21 protein-coding genes are annotated in these 24839 nt (G+C 67.5%); 12 read left to right on the top strand and 9 right to left on the bottom strand.

Annotation, left to right across the window (positions count from 1 at the left end; all coding sequences use genetic code 11):
- The first annotated feature begins 13 nt into the window (after positions 1-13).
- The 7 genes from MNI96_RS14165 to MNI96_RS14135 all read left to right on the top strand — a co-directional run bounded on the left by MNI96_RS14165 (position 14) and on the right by MNI96_RS14135 (position 6906).
- Complete coding sequence (locus MNI96_RS14165) at positions 14-1672, top strand: nitrite/sulfite reductase (RefSeq protein ID WP_249694192.1); 1659 nt, start codon at positions 14-16, stop codon at positions 1670-1672.
- Positions 1659-2414, top strand: coding sequence for a phosphoadenylyl-sulfate reductase (locus MNI96_RS14160; RefSeq protein WP_158195003.1), 756 nt, complete (start codon positions 1659-1661; stop codon positions 2412-2414). The genes MNI96_RS14165 and MNI96_RS14160 overlap by 14 nt, the downstream gene beginning before the upstream one ends.
- A gap of 2 nt (positions 2415-2416) precedes the next feature.
- Positions 2417-2941 (top strand): DUF934 domain-containing protein, encoded by a 525-nt coding sequence (locus MNI96_RS14155; RefSeq protein WP_249694190.1) that lies wholly within the window; start codon positions 2417-2419, stop codon positions 2939-2941.
- 73 nt (positions 2942-3014) lie between these two features.
- Positions 3015-3836, top strand: a complete 822-nt coding sequence (locus MNI96_RS14150; protein WP_502960343.1) for a ferredoxin--NADP reductase — start codon at positions 3015-3017, stop codon at positions 3834-3836.
- Positions 3837-3914: 78 nt separating this feature from the next.
- Positions 3915-4544, top strand: a complete 630-nt coding sequence (locus MNI96_RS14145) for an NUDIX domain-containing protein (RefSeq protein WP_249694186.1) — start codon at positions 3915-3917, stop codon at positions 4542-4544.
- Positions 4545-4586: 42 nt separating this feature from the next.
- Positions 4587-5591 (top strand): NADP-dependent oxidoreductase, encoded by a 1005-nt coding sequence (locus tag MNI96_RS14140; RefSeq protein WP_249694185.1) that lies wholly within the window; start codon positions 4587-4589, stop codon positions 5589-5591.
- A gap of 73 nt (positions 5592-5664) precedes the next feature.
- Positions 5665-6906 carry a lytic murein transglycosylase gene (locus MNI96_RS14135; RefSeq protein ID WP_249694183.1) on the top strand — a complete coding sequence of 414 codons (1242 nt, stop codon included), beginning with the start codon at positions 5665-5667 and terminating at the stop codon, positions 6904-6906.
- A 32-nt stretch (positions 6907-6938) separates the two neighbouring features.
- Here MNI96_RS14135 and MNI96_RS14130 read toward each other — a convergent pair whose 3' ends face one another.
- The 3 genes from MNI96_RS14130 to MNI96_RS14120 all read right to left on the bottom strand — a co-directional run bounded on the left by MNI96_RS14130 (position 6939) and on the right by MNI96_RS14120 (position 10032).
- Positions 6939-8192 (bottom strand): diguanylate cyclase, encoded by a 1254-nt coding sequence (locus tag MNI96_RS14130; RefSeq protein WP_249694181.1) that lies wholly within the window; start codon positions 8190-8192, stop codon positions 6939-6941.
- 491 nt (positions 8193-8683) lie between these two features.
- A complete protein-coding gene (locus MNI96_RS14125) occupies positions 8684-9319 on the bottom strand; it encodes a CoA transferase subunit B (RefSeq protein ID WP_067340059.1) in 636 nt (211 codons plus the stop codon).
- A 17-nt stretch (positions 9320-9336) separates the two neighbouring features.
- Positions 9337-10032: a CoA transferase subunit A gene (locus tag MNI96_RS14120; protein WP_067220397.1), complete on the bottom strand. Its 696-nt coding sequence runs from the start codon at positions 10030-10032 to the stop codon at positions 9337-9339.
- Between the two features lie 276 nt (positions 10033-10308).
- Between MNI96_RS14120 and MNI96_RS14115 the strand changes: the two genes are divergently transcribed.
- Complete coding sequence (locus tag MNI96_RS14115; RefSeq protein ID WP_249694179.1) at positions 10309-12120, top strand: AsmA family protein; 1812 nt, start codon at positions 10309-10311, stop codon at positions 12118-12120.
- A 20-nt stretch (positions 12121-12140) separates the two neighbouring features.
- Here the strand turns inward: MNI96_RS14115 and MNI96_RS14110 are convergent, their stop codons facing one another.
- The 5 genes from MNI96_RS14110 to MNI96_RS14090 form a co-directional block, all read right to left on the bottom strand.
- Complete coding sequence (locus MNI96_RS14110; protein WP_249694178.1) at positions 12141-12962, bottom strand: ABC transporter permease; 822 nt, start codon at positions 12960-12962, stop codon at positions 12141-12143.
- Between the two features lie 52 nt (positions 12963-13014).
- Positions 13015-13941: an ABC transporter permease subunit gene (locus tag MNI96_RS14105; RefSeq protein WP_249694177.1), complete on the bottom strand. Its 927-nt coding sequence runs from the start codon at positions 13939-13941 to the stop codon at positions 13015-13017.
- Between the two features lie 51 nt (positions 13942-13992).
- The gene (locus tag MNI96_RS14100; protein WP_249694176.1) at positions 13993-15141 is read right to left on the bottom strand and encodes an ABC transporter ATP-binding protein; all 1149 of its coding nucleotides are present in this window, start codon (positions 15139-15141) and stop codon (positions 13993-13995) included.
- A 66-nt stretch (positions 15142-15207) separates the two neighbouring features.
- On the bottom strand, positions 15208-16299 hold the full coding sequence (locus MNI96_RS14095; protein ID WP_283776498.1) for a polyamine ABC transporter substrate-binding protein: 1092 nt from the start codon (positions 16297-16299) through the stop codon (positions 15208-15210).
- A 222-nt stretch (positions 16300-16521) separates the two neighbouring features.
- Complete coding sequence (locus tag MNI96_RS14090) at positions 16522-17913, bottom strand: glutamine synthetase family protein (RefSeq protein ID WP_249694175.1); 1392 nt, start codon at positions 17911-17913, stop codon at positions 16522-16524.
- Between the two features lie 108 nt (positions 17914-18021).
- On the opposite strand from MNI96_RS14090, the gene MNI96_RS14085 reads away from it, so the two are divergent.
- The 4 genes from MNI96_RS14085 (at position 18022) to MNI96_RS14070 (ending at position 23060) form a co-directional block, all read left to right on the top strand.
- Positions 18022-18735, top strand: a complete 714-nt coding sequence (locus tag MNI96_RS14085; protein ID WP_249694174.1) for a GntR family transcriptional regulator — start codon at positions 18022-18024, stop codon at positions 18733-18735.
- A gap of 110 nt (positions 18736-18845) precedes the next feature.
- Positions 18846-20243 (top strand): glutamine synthetase family protein, encoded by a 1398-nt coding sequence (locus tag MNI96_RS14080; RefSeq protein WP_249694173.1) that lies wholly within the window; start codon positions 18846-18848, stop codon positions 20241-20243.
- A gap of 55 nt (positions 20244-20298) precedes the next feature.
- Positions 20299-21696 (top strand): aspartate aminotransferase family protein, encoded by a 1398-nt coding sequence (locus tag MNI96_RS14075; protein WP_249694172.1) that lies wholly within the window; start codon positions 20299-20301, stop codon positions 21694-21696.
- A gap of 71 nt (positions 21697-21767) precedes the next feature.
- Positions 21768-23060, top strand: coding sequence for an NAD(P)/FAD-dependent oxidoreductase (locus tag MNI96_RS14070; protein WP_249694171.1), 1293 nt, complete (start codon positions 21768-21770; stop codon positions 23058-23060).
- Between the two features lie 16 nt (positions 23061-23076).
- Here the strand turns inward: MNI96_RS14070 and MNI96_RS14065 are convergent, their stop codons facing one another.
- Positions 23077-24789 (bottom strand): ABC transporter permease, encoded by a 1713-nt coding sequence (locus MNI96_RS14065; protein ID WP_249694169.1) that lies wholly within the window; start codon positions 24787-24789, stop codon positions 23077-23079.
- Between the last annotated feature and the right edge of the window lie 50 nt (positions 24790-24839).

The raw sequence follows: 24839 nt of genomic DNA, 5'->3' as shown, positions 1-24839 counted from the left end.
AGGAGTTGCAAGCATGTACCGCTATGACGAGTTCGATGCGCATTTCGTGTCCGCCCGCGTGGACCAGTTCCGCGACCAGGTGCAGCGCCGCCTTGCCGGCGACCTGACGGAAGACCAGTTCAAGCCGCTGCGGCTGATGAACGGCGTCTATCTGCAGCTCCATGCCTACATGCTGCGCATCGCCATTCCCTACGGCACGCTGAATGCCCGCCAGATGCGGCGCCTCGCCCATGTCGCGCGCACCTACGACCGCGGCTACGGCCATTTCACCACGCGGCAGAACATCCAGTTCAACTGGCCGCGGCTGAAGGACATTCCCGACATTCTTTCGCAGCTCGCGGAAGTCGAGATGCACGCGATCCAGACCTCGGGCAACTGCATCCGCAATGTCACGGCCGACCATTTCTCGGGCGCTGCCGCCGACGAGATCCTCGACCCGCGGCCCTATGCGGAGATCCTGCGCCAGTGGTCGTCGCTGCATCCGGAGTTCTCGTATCTGCCGCGCAAATTCAAGATCGCGGTCACCGGCGCCCCGCACGACCGGGCGGCGGTGCAGGTGCACGATATCGGCCTGCAGGCGGTGCGCGACGCGGACGGCAATGTCGGCTTCCGCGTCTTCGTCGGCGGCGGCCTGGGGCGGACCCCGATGGTCGGCCGGCTGGTGCGCGAGTTCCTGCCCGAGGCGGACCTGCTCGCCTACAGCGAGGCGATCCTGCGCGTCTACAACCGCTACGGCCGCCGCGACAACAAGTACAAGGCCCGCATCAAGATCCTCGTCCACGAGACCGGCCTCGAGGAGCTGAAGGCCGATATCGAGGCCGAGTTCGCCGAGATCCGCGACGGCGTCCTGACGCTGCCGGCCTCGGAGATCGAGCGCATCACCGCCTATTTCGCGCCGCCGGCCTTCGATGTCGCGGTCGGGGACGAGGCGGTGCTGGAGGCGGCGATTGCCGCCGATCCGCAGCTGGAGGCCTTTGCCGCGCGCAACGTCCATCCGCACCGCGCGCCCGGCTATGCCAGCCTCACCATTTCGCTCAAGCCCATCGGCAAGGCGCCGGGCGATGCCACGGCGGAGCAGATGGAGGTCGTCGCCGACCTTGCCGAGCGCTACGGCCATGACGAGATCCGCGTCAGCCACGAGCAGAACCTGGTGCTGCCGCATGTGCGCCGCCGCGACATCCCGGCGATCCACGCCGCGCTCGCCGAGGCGGGGCTCGCCGAGGCCAATGCCGGCCTGGTGACGGACATCATCGCCTGCCCGGGGCTCGACTATTGCGCCCTCGCCACCGCCCGCTCGATCCCGGTCGCGCAGCGCATTTCCGAGCGCTTCGCCTCGCCCGAGCGTCAGCGCGAGATCGGCGATCTCAAGATCAAGATCTCCGGCTGCATCAATGCCTGCGGCCATCACCATGTCGGCCATATCGGCATTCTCGGTGTCGAGAAGAAGGGCGAGGAATACTACCAGATCACCCTCGGCGGCTCGGCGGACGAGAACACGTCGGTCGGCGAGATCATCGGCCGCGGCTTCTCCTACGACGAGGTGGTCGATGCGATCGAAAAGGTCGTCGACACCTATGTCGGCCTGCGCGAGACCCCGCAGGAAGATTTCCTCGCCGCCTATCGCCGTGTCGGCGATCAACCGTTCAAGGAGGCGCTCTATGGCACTGCGTGAGGCCTATGCGGTCCGGCAGGACCCGCCGACGCCCGCCCTCGATGCGGCCTGGCTCGCCGAGCGCTTCGTCTCGGCCTCCGCGGAGGCGGTGATCGCGGCCGCGCGCGGGCGCTTCGGCGACCGGTTGGCGATGGTGTCCTCCTTCGGCGCGGAAGCGGCGGTGCTGCTGCATCTCGTCTCGCGCGTCGACCGGACCATTCCCGTGCTGTTCATCGACACCGGCAAGTTGTTCCCGGACACGCTGCGCTACCGCGACCTTCTGGTCGAGCAGTTCGGTCTTTCGGACGTGCGCACCCTCGCGCCCGATCCGGCGGATCTCGAGGCCGTCGACCCGGCCGGCATGCTGTGGATGAGCGACACCGACGCCTGCTGCGAGATCCGCAAGGTCCGCCCGCTGGCGCGCGCGCTCAAGGGCTTCGATGCCTGGATTTCCGGGCGCAAGCGCTTCCAGGCGAGCACCCGGTCCGACATCCCGGTCTTCGAGGCCGACGGCGAGCGCATCAAGGTCAATCCGCTGGCCGACTGGGACCCGTCGGACCTGCGCGCCTATGCGCAGGCGCAGGACCTGCCCAGCCACCCGCTGGTCGCCAGGGGCTACCCCTCCATCGGCTGCATGCCCTGCACCAGCCCGGTGGCGGAGGGCGAGGACCCGCGCGCCGGCCGCTGGCGCGGGCGCGACAAGACCGAATGCGGCATTCATCTGGCTCTGCCGATGGAGAACGAACAGGGAGCCGGGATCTGACCATGACGGCAAGACTTTACCGTGCCGGCGGCTTCGTCGCCGACGAGTGGACCCATCTGGACGACGAGGCGGAGCTGCCCGCGCAAGGCGCCTTCGTCGTGCCGCTCGCCCGCTTCCTGGAGCAGGCGGCCGATCTGCCGCAGGGCCTCAGGCTTGCGCCGCTGGTCAAGGCGGGCGACGATCCGGCAAGCCTTGCCGGCCATCTCGCCGCGCTGGAGCTGGTGGTGGTCGACTTCGCCAAGTTCTCGGACGGGCGCGGCTACTCGACCGCCCGCCTGCTGCGCCAGCGCTACGGCTTTGCCGGCGAGGTCCGGGCGAGCGGCGATGTGCTGCTCGACCAGATCCCGTTGATGCGGCGGGTCGGCTTCGACGCCTTCGCCGTGGTCAACGAGCCGACGATCCGGGCGCTGGAGGCTGGTCACGACGTCGACGTGCCACTATACCTCCAGCCTGCGGAACGGGCGGGCGAGGTGCCTGCCGGCGCGCGTTCCTGGGCCCGGCGCCCGGCGGATGCGCAGCTTTCCTGATGTCTGCGGCGCGGCTCTTGGCTATGCTGCCGCCGGCCGTTCGGATACACGTATTGTTCGACATGTAGTGAGGATGCAACGCATGAATGTGGTCAATCTTGCCGGCGATCTCGCCGACGCCGTCCCTGCAGGCGCCACTGCCGAGACGGTGACCGAGGTTCAGCACTACACGGACGATCTGTTCCGCTTCCGCATGACGCGCCCGGCGAGCTTCCGCTTCCGCTCCGGCGAGTTCGTGATGATCGGGCTGATGGTCGGCGAAAAGCCGGTCTTCCGTGCCTATTCCATCGCTTCTCCGTCCTGGGACGAGGAGCTGGAATTCTTCTCGATCAAGGTTCCCGACGGCCCGCTGACCCAGCATCTGCAGAAGATCAAGGTCGGCGACAAGGTCCTGATGAAGAAGAAGCCGACCGGCACGCTCGTCAACGACGCGCTGATCGCCGGCAAGCGCCTCTACATGTTCTCCACCGGCACCGGCTTTGCGCCCTTTGCCAGCCTGATCCGCGACCCGGAGACCTACGAGAAGTTCGAGGAGGTGATCGTCACCCACTCGTGCCGTTTCGTGGCCGAACTCGCCTATTCGCAGCAGACGGTCGCCGCCACCCGCGAGGATCCGCTGATCGGCGAGCTCGCCGCCAGCCAGCTGCGCCTGTTCACCTCCACGACCCGCGAGCCGCACGCGCATACCGGCCGCATCACCACATTGATCGAGAACGGCGATCTGTTCCGCGCGCTCGGCGTGCCGCCGCTCGATCCGGCCACCGACCGGGCGATGATCTGCGGCTCCATGGCGATGCTCAAGGACACCAAGGCGCTGCTCGAGGCGGCAGGCCTCACGGAGGGCGCCAACAACCGGCCGGCCGAGTTCGTCATCGAGCGGGCCTTCGTCGGCTGACGATTTTCGCCCCCCTTGCGCCCATCGTCTTCGGCTGACATGAGTGAGACGCCGCGTTGCGGTGCATCGGGAGTGTTTATGCAAGAAGAAGACAGGCAGGACCCGTCCGAACGGGAAGGGCAGAAGGCTGTGCGCATCGTCTCCGAGCGCAGCCTCTACGAGGGCTTCGGCACCTACCGGGAGATGGTTGTCGAACAGCCGCTGGCCTCCGGCGGCAATATCGAGATTTCGCGCGAGTTTCAGGCACGGCGCGATGTGGTCGCCGTTCTTCCCTACGATCCGGTGCGGCGGGTCGCCTTGCTCGCCCGCCAGCTCCGCGTGCCGCTGTTCGCCCGCGGCGACCATGACGGGTACCTGGAGGAAGCGCCGGCCGGCTATATCGACGAGGGCGAGATCGCCGTCGATGCCGCCCGCCGCGAGGCCGCCGAGGAAGTCGGCGTCAAGGTCGGCGAGCTCGAACATGTCGGCGACATCTATCCCTCGCCCGGTTCCTCCACCGAACGGCTCAGTCTTTACCTTGCCCGCTACGGCGCCGGCGATGTCGTCTCCGGCGGCGGCGGCCTTGCCGAGGAGGGCGAGGAGATCGAGGTGATGGAATGGCCCATCGCCCGTCTCGGCGAAGCGGTGCAGGAGGGCAGCCTCTCCGACGCCAAGACCCTGATTCTCGTTCAGGCCTTGATGTTGCGCGCGCCCGAGCTTTTCTCGTAGCCTTGCCGCCATCGTATCTCCAACACGCGAAAAGGGACCGCCATGCCGATGAACCGTGTCGTGCGTCTGGTCAAGCGTCCGGCCCCGGGCCTTGTCACGCCGGATTGTTTCGAGATCCGCGACGAGCCGCTGCCGGAACCGGGCGAGGGCGAGTTCCGCGTCCGCATCAGCCACGTCTCGCTGGATCCGGCCATGCGCGGCTGGGTCAATGACGGCAAGTCCTATGTGGCGCCGGTCGGGCTCGGCGATGTCATGCGCTCGTTTTCCGCCGGCATCGTCGAGGCCTCGCGCCATCCCGACTTCCAGGACGGCGAGGCCGTCGTCGGCCTCTTCGGCGTGCAGAGCCATGCCGTGTCGGACGGCAAGGGCGTACAGCGCGCCGACACCTCCATCGCGCCGCTGCAGAGCTGGATCGGCGGCCTCGGCATGCCGGGCCTCACCGCCTATTTCGGCCTGTTGCGCGTTGCCGAGGCCAGGGAAGGCGACACGGTGGTCGTCTCCGCCGCTTCCGGCGCGGTCGGCTCCATCGTCGGCCAGATCGCCAGGATCAAGGGCTGCCGCGCCGTCGGCATCGCCGGCGGGCCGGCCAAGTGCCGGGCCCTCGTCGAGGAAGACGGCTTCGACGCGGCCGTCGACTACAAGGCCGGCAATCTCGCCGCCGACCTTGCCGCCGCCTGTCCCGACGGCATCGACGTCAATTTCGAGAATGTCGGCGGCGAGATCCTCGACGCGGTGCTGGCGCGGATGAACCCGTTCGGGCGCATCGCCGTTTGCGGCCTGATCTCGGCCTACAACGCGACGACGCCGCAGCCCGGCCCCGCCAACCTGCGCTTCCTGCTGACCCAGCGACTGCGGATGCAGGGCTTCATCGTCTTCGACTTCGCCCGCGAGAACCCCATCGCCCTTGCCGATCTGTCGCAATGGGTCTCGCAAGGGCGGCTGAAGTTCCGCGAGGACGTGCGCGAGGGTGGGGTGGACGCCTTCCCGCAGGTGCTGAACCTGCTCTACACCGGCGAAAATTTCGGCAAGCTCTCGCTGAAAGTCTGAGGTCTCCGCCATCCTGCTGACAAGATGTCGCGGCCTCATTGATGCCGTCTTCTTCGGGCGGCGGGAGTGAAGAATGCGGCGGATCGGGCTGGGGTCGATTGCAGGACGAGTGTACGCTCGGGCCGGGCTCGCAAAGGCGCGCGGCGCGGCGCTGGCGCTGGCCGCCCTTTCGCTGCCGCTCAGTGCCGTGCCCGCCGCCGCCTCGTTGGAAAGCTGCCTGCCGCAGATGCGGGCCCAGGCCGTGAAGGCCGGCGTCAGCCAGCGCACGGTGGATGCCGCGCTTGCCGATGTCGCCTATGACGAAAAGGCGGTGCGCTTCTCCACCAGCCAGCCGGAATACAAGACCCCGATCTGGGACTACCTCGCCTTCCTCGTCGATGCCGAGCGCATCGCCGATGGCCGCAAGATGCTGTCGCGCCATGCCCGTGTGCTCGCCCAGGTCGAGAAGACCTACGGCATCGACCGCCACATCGTCGTCGCCGTCTGGGGCGTGGAGAGCGATTACGGCCAGTTCCGCGGCGACTTTCACGTTCCTCATGCGCTGGCCAATGTCGGCTGCTCGGGCCGGAGGGCCAAGTATTTCCGCTCCGAGCTGATCGAGATCCTCAAGATCGTCGACCGCGGCGACGTGCGCCTCGCCGATCTCCAGGGCTCCTGGGCCGGCGCCTTCGGCCAGACCCAGTTCATGCCCTCCACCTATCGCCGCCTTGCCGTCGATTTCGACGGCGACGGGCGCAAGGACCTGGTCAATTCGGTGCCGGACGCGCTCGCCTCCACGGCCAATTACCTCAAGAACGCGGGCTGGGTCACCGGCATGCCCTGGGGCTACGAGGTCAAGGTGCCGGCCGGCTATCGCGGTCCCTCGGGCCGCAAGTCCAAGGTCTCGGTCACGGAGTGGGGCAAGCGCGGCATCCGCCATCTCGATGGCGCCGAGCTGACCGGCTCGGCCAGGGCCGGCCTGCTGCTGCCTGCCGGCGCGGAAGGTCCCGCCTTCCTCGTCTTCAGCAATTTCGACGCGATCTACACCTACAATGTCGCGGAAAGCTACGCGCTGGCGATCTCGCATCTCGCCGACCGGCTGCGCGGCGCCGGACCGTTCCAGGTCGCCTGGCCGACCGCCGATCCCGGCCTGTCGCGCAAGGAACGGCTGGAACTGCAAAAGCTGCTGCTGCGCGCCGGCTACGACATCGGCGAGGCCGACGGGCGGGTGGGTGCGGCGACCCGCGCCGGCATCAGCAAGGCGGAGGCGCGGCTCGGCCTGCCGGTCACGGGGCGTCCGGGGCAGCGCATCTACAAGGCGCTCGGCGGCCGCTGAGCCGCCGGCCGGCGTGGTACGGGATCAGGAGGTCAGGACGCGACCGTGCGGTTGCGCCCGCCATGCTTGGCCTCGTAGAGCCGCATGTCGGCGATGCGCATGGCCGACTGCATGTTCGCCTCGTTGCCGTTCGACAGGCCGACGCTGATCGTGACGTTGCCGAGCGAGCGCAGCGGCCCCTCGCGTCCGGTCAACTCGGCGAGCCCCTTGCGCACCTTGTCGATGAAGGCAACGCCCTCCGCCGGGGCGAGGCCCGGCAGCAGCACGCAGAACTCGTCGCCGCCGAGGCGCGCCGGGAAGGCGCGCTGCGGGCAGTGCTCGCGCAGCAGCATGCCGAACAGGCGGATCAGCTCGTCGCCCTGCTCGTGGCCGAACCGGTCGTTGACCGACTTGAACGTGTCGATGTCGATGGCCGCCACGGTCACGTCCTCGCCGGCGCGCCGGGCGCGTTCGAACATCGCGTTGCCTTCGGCGAACAGGTGCCGGCGGTTCGACAGCCCGCTCAAGGCATCGCCGTGCGCCATGCTCGACAGGGTCTGGATCCGGTCCAGCATGTCGAGGTTCTGCGAGATCCGCAGCATGAATTCTTCCGGCGTGCAGGACTTCGGCAGGAAGTCGTTGGCGCCCGATTTCAGGAAGCGGGCGATCACCTCCGGGCCGGCCTTGCCCGACAGGCCGATCACCGCCAGCTCGTTCATGGTGAAGCGCCCGCGCACCGCCCGCAGCACCTCGAAGCCGTCGACCCGCGGCATCACGTAGTCCAGCACGACCAGCCGCAGGTTCTCGAACGTGTCGAGCATGTCGATGGCGGTCTGGTGATCGGTGGCCGTATGCACCCGCAGCTGGTAGAGCGCCAGGCGCCGGGCGATCACCTCCGTGTCGACCCGGCTGTCGTCGACCACCAGCGCGTCGATATGCCGGTTGGCATGGACGCGCTGCACCAGCGTCGTCAGGTAGGTCAGGCTCGCCGGGCTGTCCTTCAGGATGTAGTCGACGACGCCCTTGTTCAGCAGCGTGTGCCGCAGCCTCTCGTCGAAGCGGCCGGAAAACACGATGGTCGGCAGCTGTGCGTTCAGCGTCACGTCGACGATCTCGCCGTCGGGTGCGTCCGGCAGCGTCAGGTCGACCAGCGCCACCTCCGGTTTGAAGTCCGGGCGCGCCAGCAGGGCCTCGGCCTCCGCACGCGTCGTCGCGGAAACGACCTCGAGCCCATGCAGCTCGCTCAACTGACGGCGAATGACCCGTTCGAAGAACGAGGCATCCTCTACAAGCAGAACTTGTCCCATCTCGCCTGACCCGACTCTCTCCCAGGGACTTCGACCATTGTCCTCCATCGGTGAAGGAAACGTTTACCGAATCGTCTTTCTGCCGATGGTGCGGAAAGCACCGCCTGCCGAAATCGGTCCGAAATCGAATGCTTGTCGCAAGGAGAGGATAAGCGGGGTGCCCGGCGGGGATAACGCGGGCAAGGTGCTGCGTCACCCTGTCGAGGGGAAGCTTGCATCCGCTCCGGCGTCCGTGCGGGGACAAGTCGCTGCGGCCGGGCGCCCGGCCTGCATCTCCAGATTGCCGAGTTTGCGAGGCCGAACGCAACTTCGGCGATTATTGAGACGGGATTTTGCAAAATCCGTCTCAATTTTTCTCGAAATTCGCACCACGCCCTGCGCCTGCGATGCTGTCGCCGGGCTGCACTCCCGGCCCAAACAAAAAGGCGGACGGGAGGTCCCGTCCGCCTTCGCTGTTCTTGCAGATCGACCGTCCTGCCGGACCGAAATCGTCAGGCCGGAATGGTCAGCTTGGCCGTGGTGCTTGCCTTGACCTCGTCCGCGGTCACGTCCTTGGCCAGCTCCACCAGCACCAGGCCGTCCTCGGTCACGTCGAAGACGCCCAGGTTGGTGATGATCCGGTGCACGCAGTTGACGCCGGTCAGCGGCAGGGTGCACTCGGGCAGCAGCTTCGGGTCGCCCGACTTCGACGTGTGATCCATGATCACGACGACGCGCTTGACGCCGGCGACCAGGTCCATGGCGCCGCCCATGCCCTTGACCATCTTACCCGGGATCATCCAGTTGGCGAGATCGCCCTTCTCGGACACTTCCATGGCGCCGAGGATCGACAGGTCGATATGGCCGCCGCGGATCATGCCGAAGCTGTCGGCGGACGAGAAGTAGCTCGTCTGCGGCAGCTCCGTGATCGTCTGCTTGCCGGCATTGATCAGGTCCGCATCCACCTCGTTCTCGGTCGGGAACGGGCCCATGCCGAGCATGCCGTTCTCCGACTGGAGCGTCACGTGAACGCCTTCGGGAATGTAGTTCGAGACCAGCGTCGGGATGCCGATGCCGAGATTGACGTAGAAGCCGTCCTCCAGCTCCTGCGCGGCCCGCTGGGCCATTTCGTCGCGAGTCCAGGCCATTGTTCTTCTCCTTGTCCTCAGGCGGCGCGGGTGGTGCGCTTCTCGATCCGCTTCTCGTGCTGGCCGAGAATGATGCGGTCGACGAAGATGCCGGGCGTGTGGATGGTGTCGGGATCGAGCTCGCCGAGCCCGACGATCTCCTCCACCTCGACAAGGGTCGTCTTGCCGGCGGTCGCCATCATCGGATTGAAGTTGCGGGCGGTCTTCCGGTAGATCAGGTTGCCTTCCGGATCGGCCTTCCAGGCCTTCACCAGCGACACATCGGCGACCAGTCCGGTCTCCATGATGTAGGTCTCGCCGTTGAAGTCCTTGTGCTCCTTGCCTTCCGCGATCAGCGTGCCGACGCCGGTCTTGGTGTAGAAGCCCGGAATGCCGGCGCCGCCGGCGCGGATGCGCTCGGCCAGCGTGCCCTGCGGGTTGAACTCCAGTTCCAGCTCGCCGTTGAGGTACTGACGCTCGAAGGTAGCATTCTCGCCGACATACGAGGAGATCATTTTGCTGATCTGGCGCGTCTGCAGCAGCAGGCCGAGGCCGAAATCGTCGACACCGGCATTGTTGGAAATCGCCGTGATGTTCTTCGTACCGCTGTCGCGCAGCGCCGCGATCAGGTTCTCCGGAATGCCGCAAAGACCGAATCCGCCGGCCATCACGGTCATGCCGTCAAACGTCAGTCCCTCAAGCGCGGCGGCCGCGTTGGGGTATACCTTATTCATCTGGCGTCTCCTCGCATCAGCGTCTCCTCGCAACGGGTCCTGCGGACGGGGCAGGGGCGCGCAGCGCCGCCCGTCCAACATGAACCTTTCGTCAGGCGCCCTGTGATACCTTCCCTCACCGGTGATCTCAAGCGCCATCCATTCGGCCCGGGATTTCCGGCGGTTTCGTCTTGAACCGCGTGCCCCGAACTCCTATCCCGATGCAGGATGCGACGCGCTGCGTCGCTGCGAACACATCGAAGACGACGCGCCAGAGGGCGCCGGCCGGATTTTGTCATGAAGCGCCTTTTGGCGATCCTCCTTGCAGCACTTGTCCTCGTCGCGGTCGCAGCCGTGTCCGGCTATCTGCTGGTCTCGCGCGAGGTCTCGCGAGAGCGCGTCGAGGCGAGCCTGTCGGCCCGGCTCGGCGGCACGCTGAACCTTGTCGACGTGCCCGCCGTCTCGCTCGCTCAAGGCCCGGCCCTGGTGCTCGGCGGCGTCCGCTGGCAGGGCCGGGATGGCCGCTGGACGCTGGCGGCCGAGCGCATGATTGCGGGGATAGATCCGGCTGGCCTCTTCCTCGGCGAGGTGCGCCTGTCGTCCTTTCAGCTCGACGGGGCGCGCCTGCACCTGGCCGGCGCCGTTCCGGCGGACGGCGTGCTGGCAGGCCTGGGGCGCGATCTGTCGCAGGTCATTGGGGCGCCGGTCACGGTTTCGGGCGATGGCATCAGCTGGGGCGCGTCCGAAACACCGCGGCTCGGCGCCTTCGCCTTTCGTCTTTCGCCGTCGGGCGAGGGCGGCACGCTTCGCGGGTCGGTGGCGGCCGGCGACCAGACGGTCGAGTTCAGCGCCTCTCTCGGACATCGCGGCATCCTGACCGGCACGGCCAGCGGGCCGGTCGCCGTTTCCGTGGTCTCGCCGCTTGCCAGCTTCCGCATGACCGGGGCGGTCCGCAACCCGGAAGCGGCCCGGATCGAGGGAAGTTTCGACTTCAATACCAGCGACTTGCGCGGCCTTGCGGTCCGCTTCGGCAAGACGCTGGTCGGCGAGGCGAGCTTCGGCGCGCTGCGGATCGCCGGCGATGGTGCGGTCGACTTCTCCCGCCTGGTGCTCGACACGGCCCGGCTGGAGCTGGACGGCAATGTCGGCGAGGGCCGTCTCGGCTTCGAGCTCGGCAGCCAGCGTCCGCGCCTTGAGGGAACGCTCGCCTTCGAGAAATTCGACCTCTCCGCCTATCTCGGCGAACTCGGCAGCCTCGTCGGTGCCCGGGACGACGCGCCGCAGGGCGACAGCCTGCGCGACCGGTCCTTGTCGGGCCTGCTGCAGGCGGCCGACATCGACCTGCGCCTGTCGGCCGCCCGCTTCACTGCCGGGCCGCTGTCGGGCGGGCCGAGCGCCGTCGCGCTGCTGCTGCGCGACGGCGACCTGTCGCTCGACCTCAGCGAAACCGATGTTTCCGGCGGCACGCTGGAGGCGACCGCCCGGCTGAAGCCGGCGGGCGGCGACACGTTCGACCTTGCAGCGGACGCCATCGCCGACAAACTGGATGTGCGCCAGCTTCCCCCGCTCGACGTCGTGACGATGCCGCAATCCGGGCAGCTGACCTTCCGCCTCGGGCGCACCGGCAAGGGGCCGACCCTTGCCGCGATCCTTGGGAATGCCGGCGGCGAATTGCAGCTGCTGCTTGAAAACGCGACCTATCCGGCCGGCGGTGAAGCGCTGGCCCGGCTCGCGGCCTCGGCAGGCCAGGCAGGAACCGCCGTCGCCGCGCTGGTGCTGGAGCGCGTGTCGGGACACGGCGCCATGGCAGGGCAGGAGATGCGCCTCGGCGATGTCGAGGCGTTTGCCGGCAAGCACCTCCTGCAGCTCGCGGGCCGCCTGTCGCTCGCCGATTTTTCGCTGTCGCTGCGCGGCAGGCTGCTGCCGCGCACGGCCGCGGCGCCGGCTGCCACCGCAGGGCCGGCAGCACCGGCTTCCGCTCCTTCGCAGACCGTGGCCGAAGGCATCCCGGTGCTGGTGCGCGGCACGCTTGCCCGGCCCAGCCTCCTGCCCGACATGACCGGGATCGGCAACGGGACTGGGACCGGGACTGGCACCGGCGCCCCGTAAACCCACGGACTGCCCCGGGGTCAGGCTTGCGCTTCCGCCTGCCGCATGTCCTGCGCGCGCCGAACTTCGCGCCGCTTGGTCAGCAGCGAGGTGAAGACCACCACCACCGTTACCACGCCGACCAGGATCGTGCAGATCGCGTTGATCTCCGGCGTCACGCCGAGGCGCACCTGCGAGTAGATTTTCATCGGCAGGGTCGTCGCTTCCGGCCCGGTGGTGAAGCTGGCGATGACCAGGTCGTCCAGCGACAGGGTGAAGGCCAGCATCCAGCCGGCGACGACGCCGGGCAGGATGATCGGCAGGGTGATCGAAAGGAAGGTGCGCGCCGGCGGGCAGCCGAGGTCCTGCGCCGCTTCCTCCAGCGACCGGTCGAAGCCGGCAAGGCGCGACTGCACCACCACCGCCACGTAGCACATGGCGAAGGTCGTATGCGCGATCATGATGGTCCAGAAGCCGCGAGCCTGGTCGATGGCGACGAAGAGCAGCAGCAAGGACAGGCCCAGGATCACCTCCGGCATCACCAAGGGCGCGTAGACCATGCCGGAAAACAGGCTGCGGCCGGCGAACCGGCCCGAGCGCACCAGAACCAGCGCGGCCAGCGTGCCCAGCACCGTGGCGATGGTCGCCGAGGCGAAGGCGACCCGCACGGTCACCCAGGCGGCGTCGAGGAGCTGCTGGTTGCCCAGCAACGTTCCGTACCATCTCGTCGAGAAGCCGCCCCACACGGTGACGAGCCGCGAGTCGTTGAACGAGTAGATCACCAGCAGCACGATCGGCAGGTACAGGAACGAAAATCCCAGCACCAGCGAGGTGACGTTGAACCAGCTCGGTCCCTGTCTCATCGTGCCGTCCTTTCGCGCGCGCCGGCCGCGTGCGGCCTTGTCGGTCGGGTGCTCACAGGCCTCTCTCCGCGGCTTTCTGCTGCTGGTTCTGGAAGAGCACGATCGGCACCACCAGGATGAGCAGGAGAATGACGGCAACCGCCGAAGAGACCGGCCAGTCGCGGTTCGTGAAGAACTCCATCCACAGCGTCTTGCCGATCATCAGCGTCTCAGACCCGCCCAGCAGGTCCGGAATGACGAACTCGCCGACGGCCGGAATGAAGACCAGGAAGCAGCCGGCGATGACGCCCGGGATCGCCAGCGGCACGGTGATCGTCCAGAAGCTGCGCCACGGCGGGCAGCCGAGGTCCGCGGCCGCTTCCAGAAGGCTGGTGTCGAGCTTTTCCAGGTTGGCGTAGAGCGGCAGCACCAGGAACGGCAGGTATGAGTAGACGATGCCGATATAGACCGCGAGGTTGGTGTTGAGGATCGTCAGCGGCTGGTCGATCAGCCCCAGCCACAGGAGAAACTGGTTGAGCAGGCCCTCGTTCTTCAGGATGCCGATCCAGGCGTAGACGCGGATCAGGAAGCTGGTCCAGAACGGCAGGATCACCAGCATCAGCAGCGTCGTGCGCCATTCCTTCGGCGCGCGCGCCATGCCGTAGGCGATCGGAAAGCCGACCAGCAGCGTGATCAGCGTCGAGATCGCCGCGATCGAGACGCTGGAGATGTAGGACTTCCAGTAAAGGTCGTCCTGGGTCAGCCAGACGTAATTGTCGAAGGACAGCCCGCCGACCAGCTCGACGAGCCCGTTCCAGCCGTCCGCCGGATCGAAGGTCGGCATGTAGGGCGGGATCGCGACGGCGATCTCCGACAGCGAGATCTTGAAGACGATGAAGAACGGGGCCAGGAAGAAGAACAGCAGCCACGCATAGGGCACGGCGATCAGCAACCAGCCGCCGAGGCTGCGCCTGGGTCTCGTGCTCACCTGCTCGGGCATCGTGTCGTCTCCCGGTTGAGGTCCGGCGGCATCGCGCCCCGCCGGACGGCACTATTTCGTCAGAACCACCCCGGCATCCGCGTCCCAGGACAGCCAGACCTTGTCGTCCCAGCCGACCGGCCGTTCCACGACGCGCGACCGGTTGGCGACCGTCGCCCGCACGGTCTGCTCGTTGGCGATATGCGTGTGGTAGATCGAGACGTCGCCGAGATAAGCGATGTCCCAGACCTCGCCCGTCACCGCGTTGACACGGCTTTCCGGCTCGTCGAAGGAGATGCGAACCTTCTCGGGCCGGATCGCGAACCACACCGTCTCGCCGATGCCGGCCTCGACCGGCTGCGCCACCTCGATCTCGCAGCCGAACTCGACCGACGTCATGCGGCAGATCTCGCCCTCCTTGGCGGCCACCTTGCATTCCATCAGATTGATATCGCCGATGAAATCGGCCACGAAGCGCGAGTTCGGCAGCTCGTAGATCTCCGCCGGCGTCGCGATCTGGATGATCCGCCCACGGTCCATGACGGCGATGCGATCGGCCATGGTCATGGCCTCTTCCTGGTCATGGGTGACGATCAGGAAGGTCATGCCGAGCTCGTATTGCAGGTCGGTCAGCTCGAACTGGGTTTCCTCGCGCAGCTTGCGGTCGAGCGCGCCGAGCGGCTCGTCGAGCAGCAGCACCTTGGGCTTCTTTGCGAGCGAGCGGGCCAGCGCGACGCGCTGCCGCTGGCCGCCGGACAGCTGGTGCGGCTTGCGCTTGGCGAAATCCTGGAGCTTCACCAGCTTCAGCATTTCCTCCACGCGCGCGGCGATCTGGTCCTTCGGCATGCCCTCCTGCTTGAGGCCGAAGGCGACATTCGCCTCCACGCTCATGTGCGGAAACAGCGCGTAGGACTGGAACATCATGTTGACCGGGCGCTTGTAGGGCGGCACGCCGGCCAGGTTCTGTCCGTCGAGAAAGATCTCGCCCGCATTCGGCGTCTCGAAGCCGGCGAGCATGCGCATCATCGTCGTCTTGCCGCAGCCGGAGCCGCCCAACAGGGCGAAGAACTCGCGCTCGTAGATCTTGAGGGAAAGGTTGTCGACGGCGGTAAAGTCGCCGAAGGTCTTGGTAACGTTCCTGAATTCGATATACGGCTTCGCCTGCGGGTCGTCCCAGGGTGCGAAGTCGCGGCGCACCGGCCCGATCGGTTTCTTGGCCAAGTCAGCCCCCTCGTCGACGGGAGGAAAGGGCCCGGCCGCCGCTCGGCGGCCGGACGATCGTCTTGGTTACTGGCCGGTCTTGACCCGGGTCCACTCGCGGGTGCGTGCCCGCATGGCCTGGGGCGACTTGGTGGTGGTGGTGAACAGGTTCTCGACCGTCTCCTCGCTCGGATAGATCGCCGGATCGTCCAGAACTTCCTTGTCGACGAACTCCTGGCTCGCCTTGTTGCCGTTGGCGTAGAAGACGTAGTTGGTCGCCTTGGCGATGACTTCCGGTTTCATGATGAAGTTGAGGAAGGCATGCGCCTCCTCCACATGCGGGGCATCGGCCGGGATCGCCATGTTGTCGAACCACATCATCGCGCCTTCCTTGGGGATGACGTATTCGACCGTGACGTTGTTGTCGGCCTCGGCCGCGCGGTCGCGCGCCTGCAGCACATCGCCGGACCAGCCCACGGCCAGGCAGATGTCGCCATTGGCCAGCGCGTTGATGTATTCCGACGAGTGGAACTTCTGGATGTAGGGACGGATCTTCATGAGAAGTTCGCCGGCCTTGGCGAAGTCTTCCGGATCGCCGCTGTCGGGATCGAGCCCTAGATAGTTCAGCGCCGCCGGAAAAATCTCGTCCGCGGTGTCGAGCAGGTGCACGCCGCAATCGGCGAACTTGGAGATCACTTCCGGCTTGAAGATCATGTCCCAGCTGTCGAGCGGGGCGTCGGGCATGCGCTCCTTGATCTTGTCGACATTGTAGCCGAAACCGGTGGTGCCCCACATGTAGTTGATGGCGTGCTCGTTGCCCGGATCGAACTTCTCGATGCGGGCCGAAATCTCCGGCCACATGTTCTCCAGGTTCGGCAGCTTCGACTTGTCGAGCTTCTGGAACACGCCGGCCTGGATCTGGCGGCCGAGGAAGGTTCCGGTCGGCACGACGACGTCGTAGCCGGTGCCGCCGGCCAGCAGCTTGGTCTCCAGCATCTCGTTGCTGTCGAACACGTCGTAGACGACCTTGATGCCGGTCTCCTTGGTGAACTCCTCGAGCACGGATTCGTCGATATAGTCCGACCAGTTGTAGACGCGCACTTCCCGATCCTGGGCGGACGCCGCGGTGGCGGCAAGTACGCCGAGCATTGCGACGCTGGTGAACAGCAGCTTCTTCATCAGTCCCTCCGTCTGGCCTGCGCCGGCGCGGCTCGCACTCCGGCCCCTGTCGTTTTCCGGTTGCAGGCGCTCGCGCCCGTCCCGGATTCCGTCTTTCATTCGGCCGTATGCGGCCCCTCTGCCTCGCAGCCTAGAAGCGATGCGGCCCGTCCTCAAGAGAGCATCCGCACCAATCGCCACGAACTGCCTTTGCGGACAGGCATTTCCCCAGTCGCGCTCGCGTCACAGGTAGGTCTGCCGTTCCAGCGACGAAATCTCGCGCCCGAACGCGAAGAGTTCATGACGCTTGATGTCGACCAGTACCTTGTGCATTTCCTCGCCGACCGCGTCCTTCATCCGCTGGGAGGCGGCGAAGGCGTCGATCGCCTCGTCCATCCACGGCGTCAGGCGCGGGGCGGTCTTCTCGTAGGCATTGCCGTCAACCGCCGGCGGCGGCGGCAATTCGCCGAGCACGCCCTGCATCATCCCCGCCAGCACCCCGGTCAGCACCAGATACGGATTGGCGTCGGCTCCGGCGATCCGGTGCTCGATGCGTGCGGAGGCCGGCGTTCCGGCCGGGACGCGCAGCGCCACCGAGCGGTTGTCGTAGCCCCAGCAGATCGAGGTCGGGGCATAGGAACCCGGCTGCATGCGGCGGAAGCCGTTGAAGGTGGAGACGAACAGCAGGTGCGCCTCCGGCATCGTGTCGAGCAGCCCGCGGATCGCGTAGCCGAGCCGCGCCTCGCCGGTGTCCGGGTCGGCGAAGATGTTGCCCGTGCCGTCCTCCATCGAGACATGCACATGCATGCCGTTGCCCGGCCACTCGACGAAGGGCTTGGCCATGAACGAGGCCTTGAGATTGTGCTTGCGGGCAACGCCTGCGACCAGCCGGCGCAGCAGCACCGCGTCGTCGGCGGCGCGCAAGGGATCGCGCTGATAATGAAGGTTCAGCTCGAACTGCCCGGGCGCGGCCTCGGAGACGGCGGCATCGGCCGGAATGTCCTGCGCATCGGCCGAGCGGCGGATCTCGTCGACCAGCGGCATCAAGGCCTCGAGGTCGGACAGCGCATACATGTTCTGCCGGGCCGGACCGAGATGGGTGGAGAAGACCGGCGTCGGCGCACTGCTCCAGTCGCCGTCGTCCTTGTCCTCGAACAGATAGAATTCCAGCTCGAAGGCCGCCGTCGCCGTCAATCCGTGCTCGCCGAGCCGGCTGGCCTTGCGCGCCAGCACATGGCGCGGATCGCACATGAAGGCGCTGCCGTCGCGGTCGTGCATCGACAGCAGCACCTGCGCGGTCGGGCGCTCGGCCCAGGGCACGGCGCGCAGCGAGCCGGGCACCGGCCAGCACACGCCGTCCTTGTCGCCGGTCTCGATATGCATGCCGGTCTCTTCGACCTCGCGGCCCCACACATCGAGGCCGAACAGCGAGAAGGGCAGGGCGACGCCGTTTTCGAACACCTTGCGCAGCGCGCTGCCGGGTAGCCACTTGCCGCGCAGAACCCCGTTGCTGTCGGGCAGGATCACCTCCAGCGTGTCGAGGTCGGGATACTCCGCCTCGAAGCGGGCCACCTCTTCCTGCCAGTCGACGCCGCCGGCCGGGCGCTGCCAGGCCGTGCGATGGGTCTGCAACATCGGATCCTCCAGGGCGCGAACTTGCCGTCCGCGCGAATTGCCGTTTACGCAAAAATGTGATCACGTAGCGGCAAGGCTGTCAAGCAAGGCCGGGAGGGAACGAGGCAAATGGCTGGCCAAAGCCGACCGCAACAGGCGAAAGACCTGCAGGATCCGCCTGCACCCGGCCGGCACTCGCTGCGCGATACGGTCGAGGAGGCGCTGCGCGAGGCGCTGCTGACCGGCCGCTTCGTTCCGGGGCGCGCCGTCACGCTGCGCGGCCTGGCGCAGGAGCTCAAGGTCAGCCCGATGCCGGTGCGCGAGGCGGTGCGGGCGATGGCGGCCGGCCATGCGCTGGAAATCCGCGCCAACGGCCGCATCCAGGTTCCGACCATGACGCCGCCGCGCCTGGCCGAGATCGTCAAGGCGCGCCTCCTGCTGGAGCCGGAACTGGCGCAGGCCGCGGCGGCGCGACTGGGACCGCGCGATGCAGCACGCCTTGCCGCCATCGACGACCGGATCGACGCCAGTCTCGATGGCGGGGATGCGGAGACCTACATGCGTCTCAACCATTCCTTTCACTTCATGATTTACCGTGCGGCTGGCTCGCAGGTGCTGCTGCCTCTGGTCGAAAGTCTGTGGTTGCAGTTCGCCCCGTTCATGCGCACCGTCTACGGGCGGGTGGGGACCTTTGCCCTCGTCGACCACCACAAGGAGGCGATCGAGGCCGTGCGGACCCGCGATGCTGCGGCCCTGCGGGAGGCGGTGGCGGCGGACATCCGCTGCGGAATGGATCTGCTCGACACCGGACTTCCCGATGCCGGGCCGTCGGTCGCCGAATGATCGCCGGCGATTGACTCGATGAAAATGTGATCACAAAATGCAGTCCGCGCGGTGAGGAGGCAGGCAGGCGCCCGCTGCCCCGCCCGCCCTGCGCCCGAAAGGCGAGACCCGTGAGCAAGAAGAAGAAATCCGCACCGAAGATTGCCAGCCGCCGGGGCGTCGAGAGCTTCGACGCGGCCCAGCTATGGCTGTCCGAACGCGGGATCGAGGACATCGAGTGCATCGTGCCCGATCTCGCCGGCGTGGCGCGCGGCAAGATGATGCCGACGGAGAAGTTCTTCTCCGGACCGGTGATGACGATGCCCGCCTCGATCTTCGCCCAGACCATTTCCGGCGACTATCCGCCGGACGACGAGCGCTTCCAGCACAATTCGACCGACGGCGACCTGTTCTTCCGCGCCGACTATTCGACGCTGACCACCGTGCCCTGGGAGAGCGATCCGACCGCCCAACTCATCCACGACGCCTATACCCGCGAGGGCATTCCGGTGGAGACGGCGCCGCGCAACGTGCTCAAGCGCGTGCTGCAGCTCTACGAGGACGAGGGCTGGACGCCGCTGGTCGCCCCGGAAATGGAGTTCTATCTCGTCCGCCCGAACACCGACCCGGACTATCCGCTGGAGCCGCCGACCGGCCGCTCGGGCCGGCCGGAGGTCGGCCGCCAGTCCTATTCGATCTCCGCACTCAACGAGTTCGACGACCTGATCGACGACATCTACGACCTGTCGGAGGCGCAGGGGCTGGAGATCGACACCCTGATCCACGAGGAAGGCGCCGCGCAGATGGAGATCAATCTCCGGCACGGCCATCCGCTGGAGCTTGCCGACCAGGTGTTCCTGTTCAAGCGCACGATCCGCGAGGCGGCGCTGCGCCACGACATGTACGCCACCTTCATGGCCAAGCCGATGTCGAACCAGCCCGGCTCGTCCATGCACATCCACCAGTCGGTGATGGACGCGGAGAAGGGCACCAACATCTTCTCGCGCGACGACGGCGAGCCGACGAGCGAGTTCCTCTCCTTCATCGCCGGCCACCAGGCCTTCCTGCCGGCGGTGACCTGCATCCTGGCGCCTTACGTGAATTCCTACCGCCGCTTCACCCGCGGCACCACGGCGCCGGTCAATGTCCACTGGGGCTACGACAACCGGACGGTGGGCCTGCGCGTGCCGAACTCGAAGCCCGGCGCCCGCCGGCTGGAGAACCGCGTGCCGTCCTCGGACGCCAACCCGTATCTCGCCATCGCCGCCTCGCTCGCCTGCGGCTATCTCGGCATCAAGCAGCGCCTGACGCCGGACGAGCCGCGCAGCGGCAATTTCAGCGAGGACATGCACGCCCTGCCGCGCGGCCTGCTGGAGGCGGTCGCGCTGTTCGGCGAGTGCGAGGAGCTGATCGACGTGTTCGGCGAGAAGTTCGTCGCCACCTACCGCGCCATCAAGCAGGAAGAGTTCGAGACCTTCATGAAGGTCATCAGCCCATGGGAGCGGGAATACCTGCTGCTCAACGTCTGACGCGCGTCGGGCGGGGCAAAGAGATCGACAACCAGAAAAACCGGGAGACGCCACCATGACCGGTGCCTCGAACCTTTACCCGACCGCAGACCTGCGCGCCCGCGATGCTGCGCACCATTTCCACCCCTTCACCGATACGGGGGCGCTGAACCGGGAGGGCGTGCGCGTCATCACCTCGGCCGAAGGAGTGTGGCTGACCGACAGCGACGGCAACCGCTATCTCGACGGCATGGCCGGCCTGTGGTGCTGCCAGGTCGGGCATGGTCGCGGCGAGATCGTCGATGCGGTCGAGAAGCAGATGCGCGAGCTCGACTATTACAACACCTTCTTCAAGACCAGCCATCCGCCGGTCATCGCCCTGTCCGAGCGCCTGGCTCAGCTCAGCCCGCCGCAGTTCAACCGCGTCTTCTTCACCTCCTCCGGTTCGGAGGCGAACGACACGGTGTTCCGCATGGTCCGCACCTATTGGGACCTGATGGGCAAGCCGGAGAAGAAGACGATCATCGGCCGCTGGAACGGCTATCACGGCTCCACGCTCGCCGGCACCAGCCTCGGCGGCATGACCGGCATGCATGCGCAGGGCGACCTGCCGGTGCCCGGCGTCCATCACATTCCCCAGCCCTACTGGTTCGGCGAAGGCGGCGCGATGTCGCCGGACGAGTTCGGCCTGTGGGCGGCGCGCGAGCTGGAGCGGGCCATCGATGTCCTCGGCGAGGGCAAGGTGGCGGCCTTCATCGCCGAGCCGATCCAGGGCGCGGGCGGCGTCGTCATCCCGCCGGACAGCTACTGGCCTGAGGTTTCCCGCATCTGCCGCGAGCGCGACATCCTCTTGGTCGCCGACGAGGTGATCTGCGGCTTCGGGCGCCTGGGCAGCTGGTTCGGCTCGCAGCATTACGGCATCGAGCCCGACCTGATGCCCATCGCCAAGGGCCTGTCCTCCGGCTACCTGCCGATCGGCGGCGTGATGATCGCCGACCGGGTCGCCGACGTCTTCATCGCCAAGGGCGGCGAGTTCTATCATGGCTATACCTATTCCGGTCATCCGGCCTGCTGCGCGGCCGCGCTCGCCAATCTCGACATCATGGTGCGCGAGCGGTTGGTCGAGCGGGTGGCGGACGATATCGGTCCCTATCTGCAGAAGCGCTGGAAGGCCTTGGGCGACCATCCGCTGGTCGGCGAGGCGCGCATGGTCGGTCTCGTCGGCGCGCTGGAGCTGGTGCCGGCCAAGGGCGATCGCACGCGCAAGTTCGCGCCCGTCGGCGAGGTCGGCACGCTGTGCCGCGACATCTCCTTCGGCAACGGGCTGGTCATGCGCGCCGTGCGCGACAGCATGATCATCTCGCCGCCGCTGGTGCTGACCCATGAGGAGGCGGACGAACTGGTCGCACGCGCCGAGCGCACCCTCGACGAGACCTATGCAGCGCTCAAGAAGGACGGCCGTCTGGCGGCCTGAGACGAACCCGAGCCCGGTTCGCGGCCAACCCGCGACCGACCCGCCCGCGACCGACCCGAAGGGAGGCAGATGTGACCGAGATCGCCAGCGCCCATGCCCCCTCCTACTACGCGGCGAGCGTCGACGACCGCCCGGCCCGGCCTGCCTTGGCCGGCGCGGTGCGGGCGGACGTTGCCATCGTCGGCGGCGGGTTCACCGGGCTCAACGCGGCGATCACCCTGGCCGAGGCGGGCCGCTCGGTCGTCCTGATCGAGCAGAACCGCATCGGCTGGGGCGCCAGCGGGCGCAATGGCGGCCAGCTGCACAGCGGCCAGCGGCGCGACCAGGTGCATTTGGAAAAGCAGTACGGCCTCGACACCGCCCGCCGGCTTTGGACCTTCGCCGAGGAGGCGAAGGCCCTGCTGCACGACCGTATGCAGCGCTTCGGCATCGACTGCGACTGGACGGAAGGCCTCATCCACGCCGCCCATAAGGAGCGGTTCGTCGCCGAGGAGTGGGCCTATGCCGAAAAGCTCGCCCGCGACTATGGGTATGACGCGGTCACGCCGCTCGACCGCGCCCAGCTGGCGGCGGCCATCGGCACCAAGCGCTATTTCGGCGGCACGCGCGACGGCGGGGCGGGGCATCTGCATCCGCTGAAACTCGCCCAGGGGCTCGCCGATGCGGCTGAGGCGGCCGGTGCCGTCCTGCACGAGGCGACCCATGCCATCTCGCTGCGGCATGCAGGAGGGCGGGTGGCGGTCGAGACCGGGCAGGGCGAGATCGACGCCGGCAGCGTGCTTTTGGCCGGCAACGGCTATCTCGCCGGGCTCGACCGCGACAGCGAGGCCCGGGTCATGCCGATCAACAATTACATCCTGACCACCGAGCCGTTGTCGCGCGAGGCGGCAGATCACTTGATTCCCGGCCGCGAGGCCGTCTCCGATAGCCGCTTCGTCGTCTACTACTGGCGCCTGACCCGCGACCTGCGGCTTCTGTTCGGCGGCGGCGAGACCTATCGGCGCGGCTTCCCGCCGGACCTGCGCGCTTTCGTGCGCTCGCATCTGAGCAATGTCTATCCGCAGCTCGCCACGGCCCCCGTCTCCCATGTCTGGGGCGGCACGCTCGGCGTCACCACCTCGCGCATGCCCTGCCTGCGGCGCACCGCGCCCGGCGTCTATGTGGCGGCGGGCTTTTCCGGCCACGGCGTGGCGATGGCCGGCTTTTGCGGCCATGCGGCCGCCTGCGCCATGCTGGGCGATACGGAGCGGTTCGATGTGTTCGCGCAGCTGTCGCCGCCGAAATTTCCGGGCGGGCGGGCCTTCCGCTGGCCGATCCTGGTGCTGGCGATGAGCTGGTTCGCCCTGCGCGACCGGCTGTGGTAGCCGCCCGGCCGACCCGTCAAAACCGCGTGCTGCCCTTGTCGCGGAAGCTGCGGGCGGAGGTGCGCGCCAGCAGAATCGACGGCACCAGCCCCACCAGCACGATCAGCAGCGCCGGCAGCGCGCCTTCGCCGAAGGCCTCGCGCGAGGCGGCGTTGTAGACCGTCGTCGCCAGCGTCTCGAAATTGAACGGGCGCAGCAGGATCGTTGCCGGCAGTTCCTTCATGCAGTCGACGAAGGCGAGCAGCAGGGCGGTGAGCAGAACCGGGCGCAGCATCGGCAGGTGCACCTCGAAGAGGATGCGGCCGGAACTGCGCCCCAGCGTGCGCGCGGCCATGTCGAGATGCGGCGTCACCTTGCCGAAGCCACCCTCGATCTGGCCGTAGGCCACCGCCAGGAAGCGGACCATATAGGCATAGACCAGCGCCGTGCCCGAACCGATCAGCAGCAACCCGGTCGAAAAGCCGAAGGTCGAGCGGGCGACGCCGTCCAGAAAATTGTCGAAATTGGCGAGCGGGATCAGGATGCCGACGGCGAGCACCGTGCCGGGGATGGCGTAGCCGATGGAGGCGATGCGGCCGAACAGCTGCGTCAGCCGGCTGGCCTGGACCCGGTGCGCATAGGTCAGCACCACGCCGATCACCACGGTCAGCAGCGCCGCCGAGACCGACAGGACCAGGGTGTTCTGGATCGCCGAGAGCAGGCGCGGATCGAACAGGTCGTCGAGGCGCCGGCTGGCATAGTCGGCCAACAGGGCGGCCGGGAAGACGAAGCCGATCAGGATCGGCAGGGCGCAAGCGGCGGTGGCGAGCCAGGCCTGCGGCCCGCTCAGCCGGTAGCTCGGCAGCGTCTTGTAGCTGGCGGACGGGGTGTGGAAGCGCTGGCCCTTGCGGGCGCGCCGCTCCATCCACAAAAGCGCGAAGACCAGCGCCAGCATGGCGCAGGCGATCTGCGCCGCCCCGGCCAGGCTCGAGCGATGCACCCAGGTGTCGTAGACCGAGAAGCTGAGCGTATGGACGCCGAAGAAGGTGACCGCGCCGATGTCGTTGAGGCATTCCATCAGGGCGAGCGAGATGCCGACGACGATGGCCGGGCGGGCGAGCGGCAGCGCCACGCGGAAGAACAGGCGTGTGGGGCCGGCGCCGAGCGTGCGCGACACGTCCAGCGTGGAGGCCGACTGCAGCAGCAGGGCGGCGCGCGTCGTCAGGTAGACGTAAGGGTAGAGCACGAAGCCCATCACGAAGATCGCCCCGCCCAGCGAGCGAACCTCCGGGAACCAGTATTCCCGCGAGGTGCGGAAGCCGAAAATCTCGCGGACGAGGCTCTGCACCGGCCCGGTGAAGGTCAGGATCTCCACATAGGTATAGGCGATGATGTAGGTCGGCACCGCCAGCGGCAGCAGCAGCGCCCAGTCGAACAGGGCGCGGCCGGGAAAGCGGCACATGGTGACGAGCCACGCGGTGCCCGTGCCGACGACGAAGGTGATCAGGCCGACGCCCAGCAGCAGCAGGAAGGTGGTCTGGAGCGAACGCGGCAGCACCGTGCCGATCAGGTGGCTCCACACATCGCCCGTCGGCTGGGCGGCAAGGACGACGAGCGCGCCGATCGGCAGCAGGGTCAGTCCGGCGACCATGAGGCCGGCGACGAGCCACAGCCGGTCGGCGAGGCTGCGCGAGGCGCGCGGGGCGACCGGGATCGCGGTCATGTCGTCGAGGCGGGCAGTATCGCTCATGGTGCTTCCGACGGCTCGATCAGCGGAACCCGGTTTGGCGGGCCGGATCT

The organism is Stappia sp. WLB 29, assembly GCF_023507705.1.
Classification (GTDB): domain Bacteria; phylum Pseudomonadota; class Alphaproteobacteria; order Rhizobiales; family Stappiaceae; genus Stappia.
The sequence above is the reverse complement of the archived record's forward strand: the minus strand, read 5'-3'. Positions and strand labels throughout refer to the sequence as shown.

Coding starts and splice junctions, on each gene's coding strand:
- MNI96_RS14150 (WP_502960343.1), top strand. CDS start 3,015: ATGCAACGCATGAATGTGGTCAATCTTGCCGGCGATCTCGCCGACGCC.
- MNI96_RS14085 (WP_249694174.1), top strand. CDS start 18,022: ATGGCTGGCCAAAGCCGACCGCAACAGGCGAAAGACCTGCAGGATCCG.
- MNI96_RS14115 (WP_249694179.1), top strand. CDS start 10,309: ATGAAGCGCCTTTTGGCGATCCTCCTTGCAGCACTTGTCCTCGTCGCG.
- MNI96_RS14160 (WP_158195003.1), top strand. CDS start 1,659: ATGGCACTGCGTGAGGCCTATGCGGTCCGGCAGGACCCGCCGACGCCC.
- MNI96_RS14125 (WP_067340059.1), bottom strand. CDS start 9,319: ATGGCCTGGACTCGCGACGAAATGGCCCAGCGGGCCGCGCAGGAGCTG.
- MNI96_RS14095 (WP_283776498.1), bottom strand. CDS start 16,299: ATGAAGAAGCTGCTGTTCACCAGCGTCGCAATGCTCGGCGTACTTGCC.
- MNI96_RS14130 (WP_249694181.1), bottom strand. CDS start 8,192: ATGGGACAAGTTCTGCTTGTAGAGGATGCCTCGTTCTTCGAACGGGTC.
- MNI96_RS14155 (WP_249694190.1), top strand. CDS start 2,417: ATGACGGCAAGACTTTACCGTGCCGGCGGCTTCGTCGCCGACGAGTGG.
- MNI96_RS14110 (WP_249694178.1), bottom strand. CDS start 12,962: ATGAGACAGGGACCGAGCTGGTTCAACGTCACCTCGCTGGTGCTGGGA.
- MNI96_RS14145 (WP_249694186.1), top strand. CDS start 3,915: ATGCAAGAAGAAGACAGGCAGGACCCGTCCGAACGGGAAGGGCAGAAG.
- MNI96_RS14065 (WP_249694169.1), bottom strand. CDS start 24,789: ATGAGCGATACTGCCCGCCTCGACGACATGACCGCGATCCCGGTCGCC.
- MNI96_RS14120 (WP_067220397.1), bottom strand. CDS start 10,032: ATGAATAAGGTATACCCCAACGCGGCCGCCGCGCTTGAGGGACTGACG.
- MNI96_RS14075 (WP_249694172.1), top strand. CDS start 20,299: ATGACCGGTGCCTCGAACCTTTACCCGACCGCAGACCTGCGCGCCCGC.
- MNI96_RS14165 (WP_249694192.1), top strand. CDS start 14: ATGTACCGCTATGACGAGTTCGATGCGCATTTCGTGTCCGCCCGCGTG.
- MNI96_RS14105 (WP_249694177.1), bottom strand. CDS start 13,941: ATGCCCGAGCAGGTGAGCACGAGACCCAGGCGCAGCCTCGGCGGCTGG.
- MNI96_RS14135 (WP_249694183.1), top strand. CDS start 5,665: ATGCGGCGGATCGGGCTGGGGTCGATTGCAGGACGAGTGTACGCTCGG.
- MNI96_RS14090 (WP_249694175.1), bottom strand. CDS start 17,913: ATGTTGCAGACCCATCGCACGGCCTGGCAGCGCCCGGCCGGCGGCGTC.
- MNI96_RS14140 (WP_249694185.1), top strand. CDS start 4,587: ATGCCGATGAACCGTGTCGTGCGTCTGGTCAAGCGTCCGGCCCCGGGC.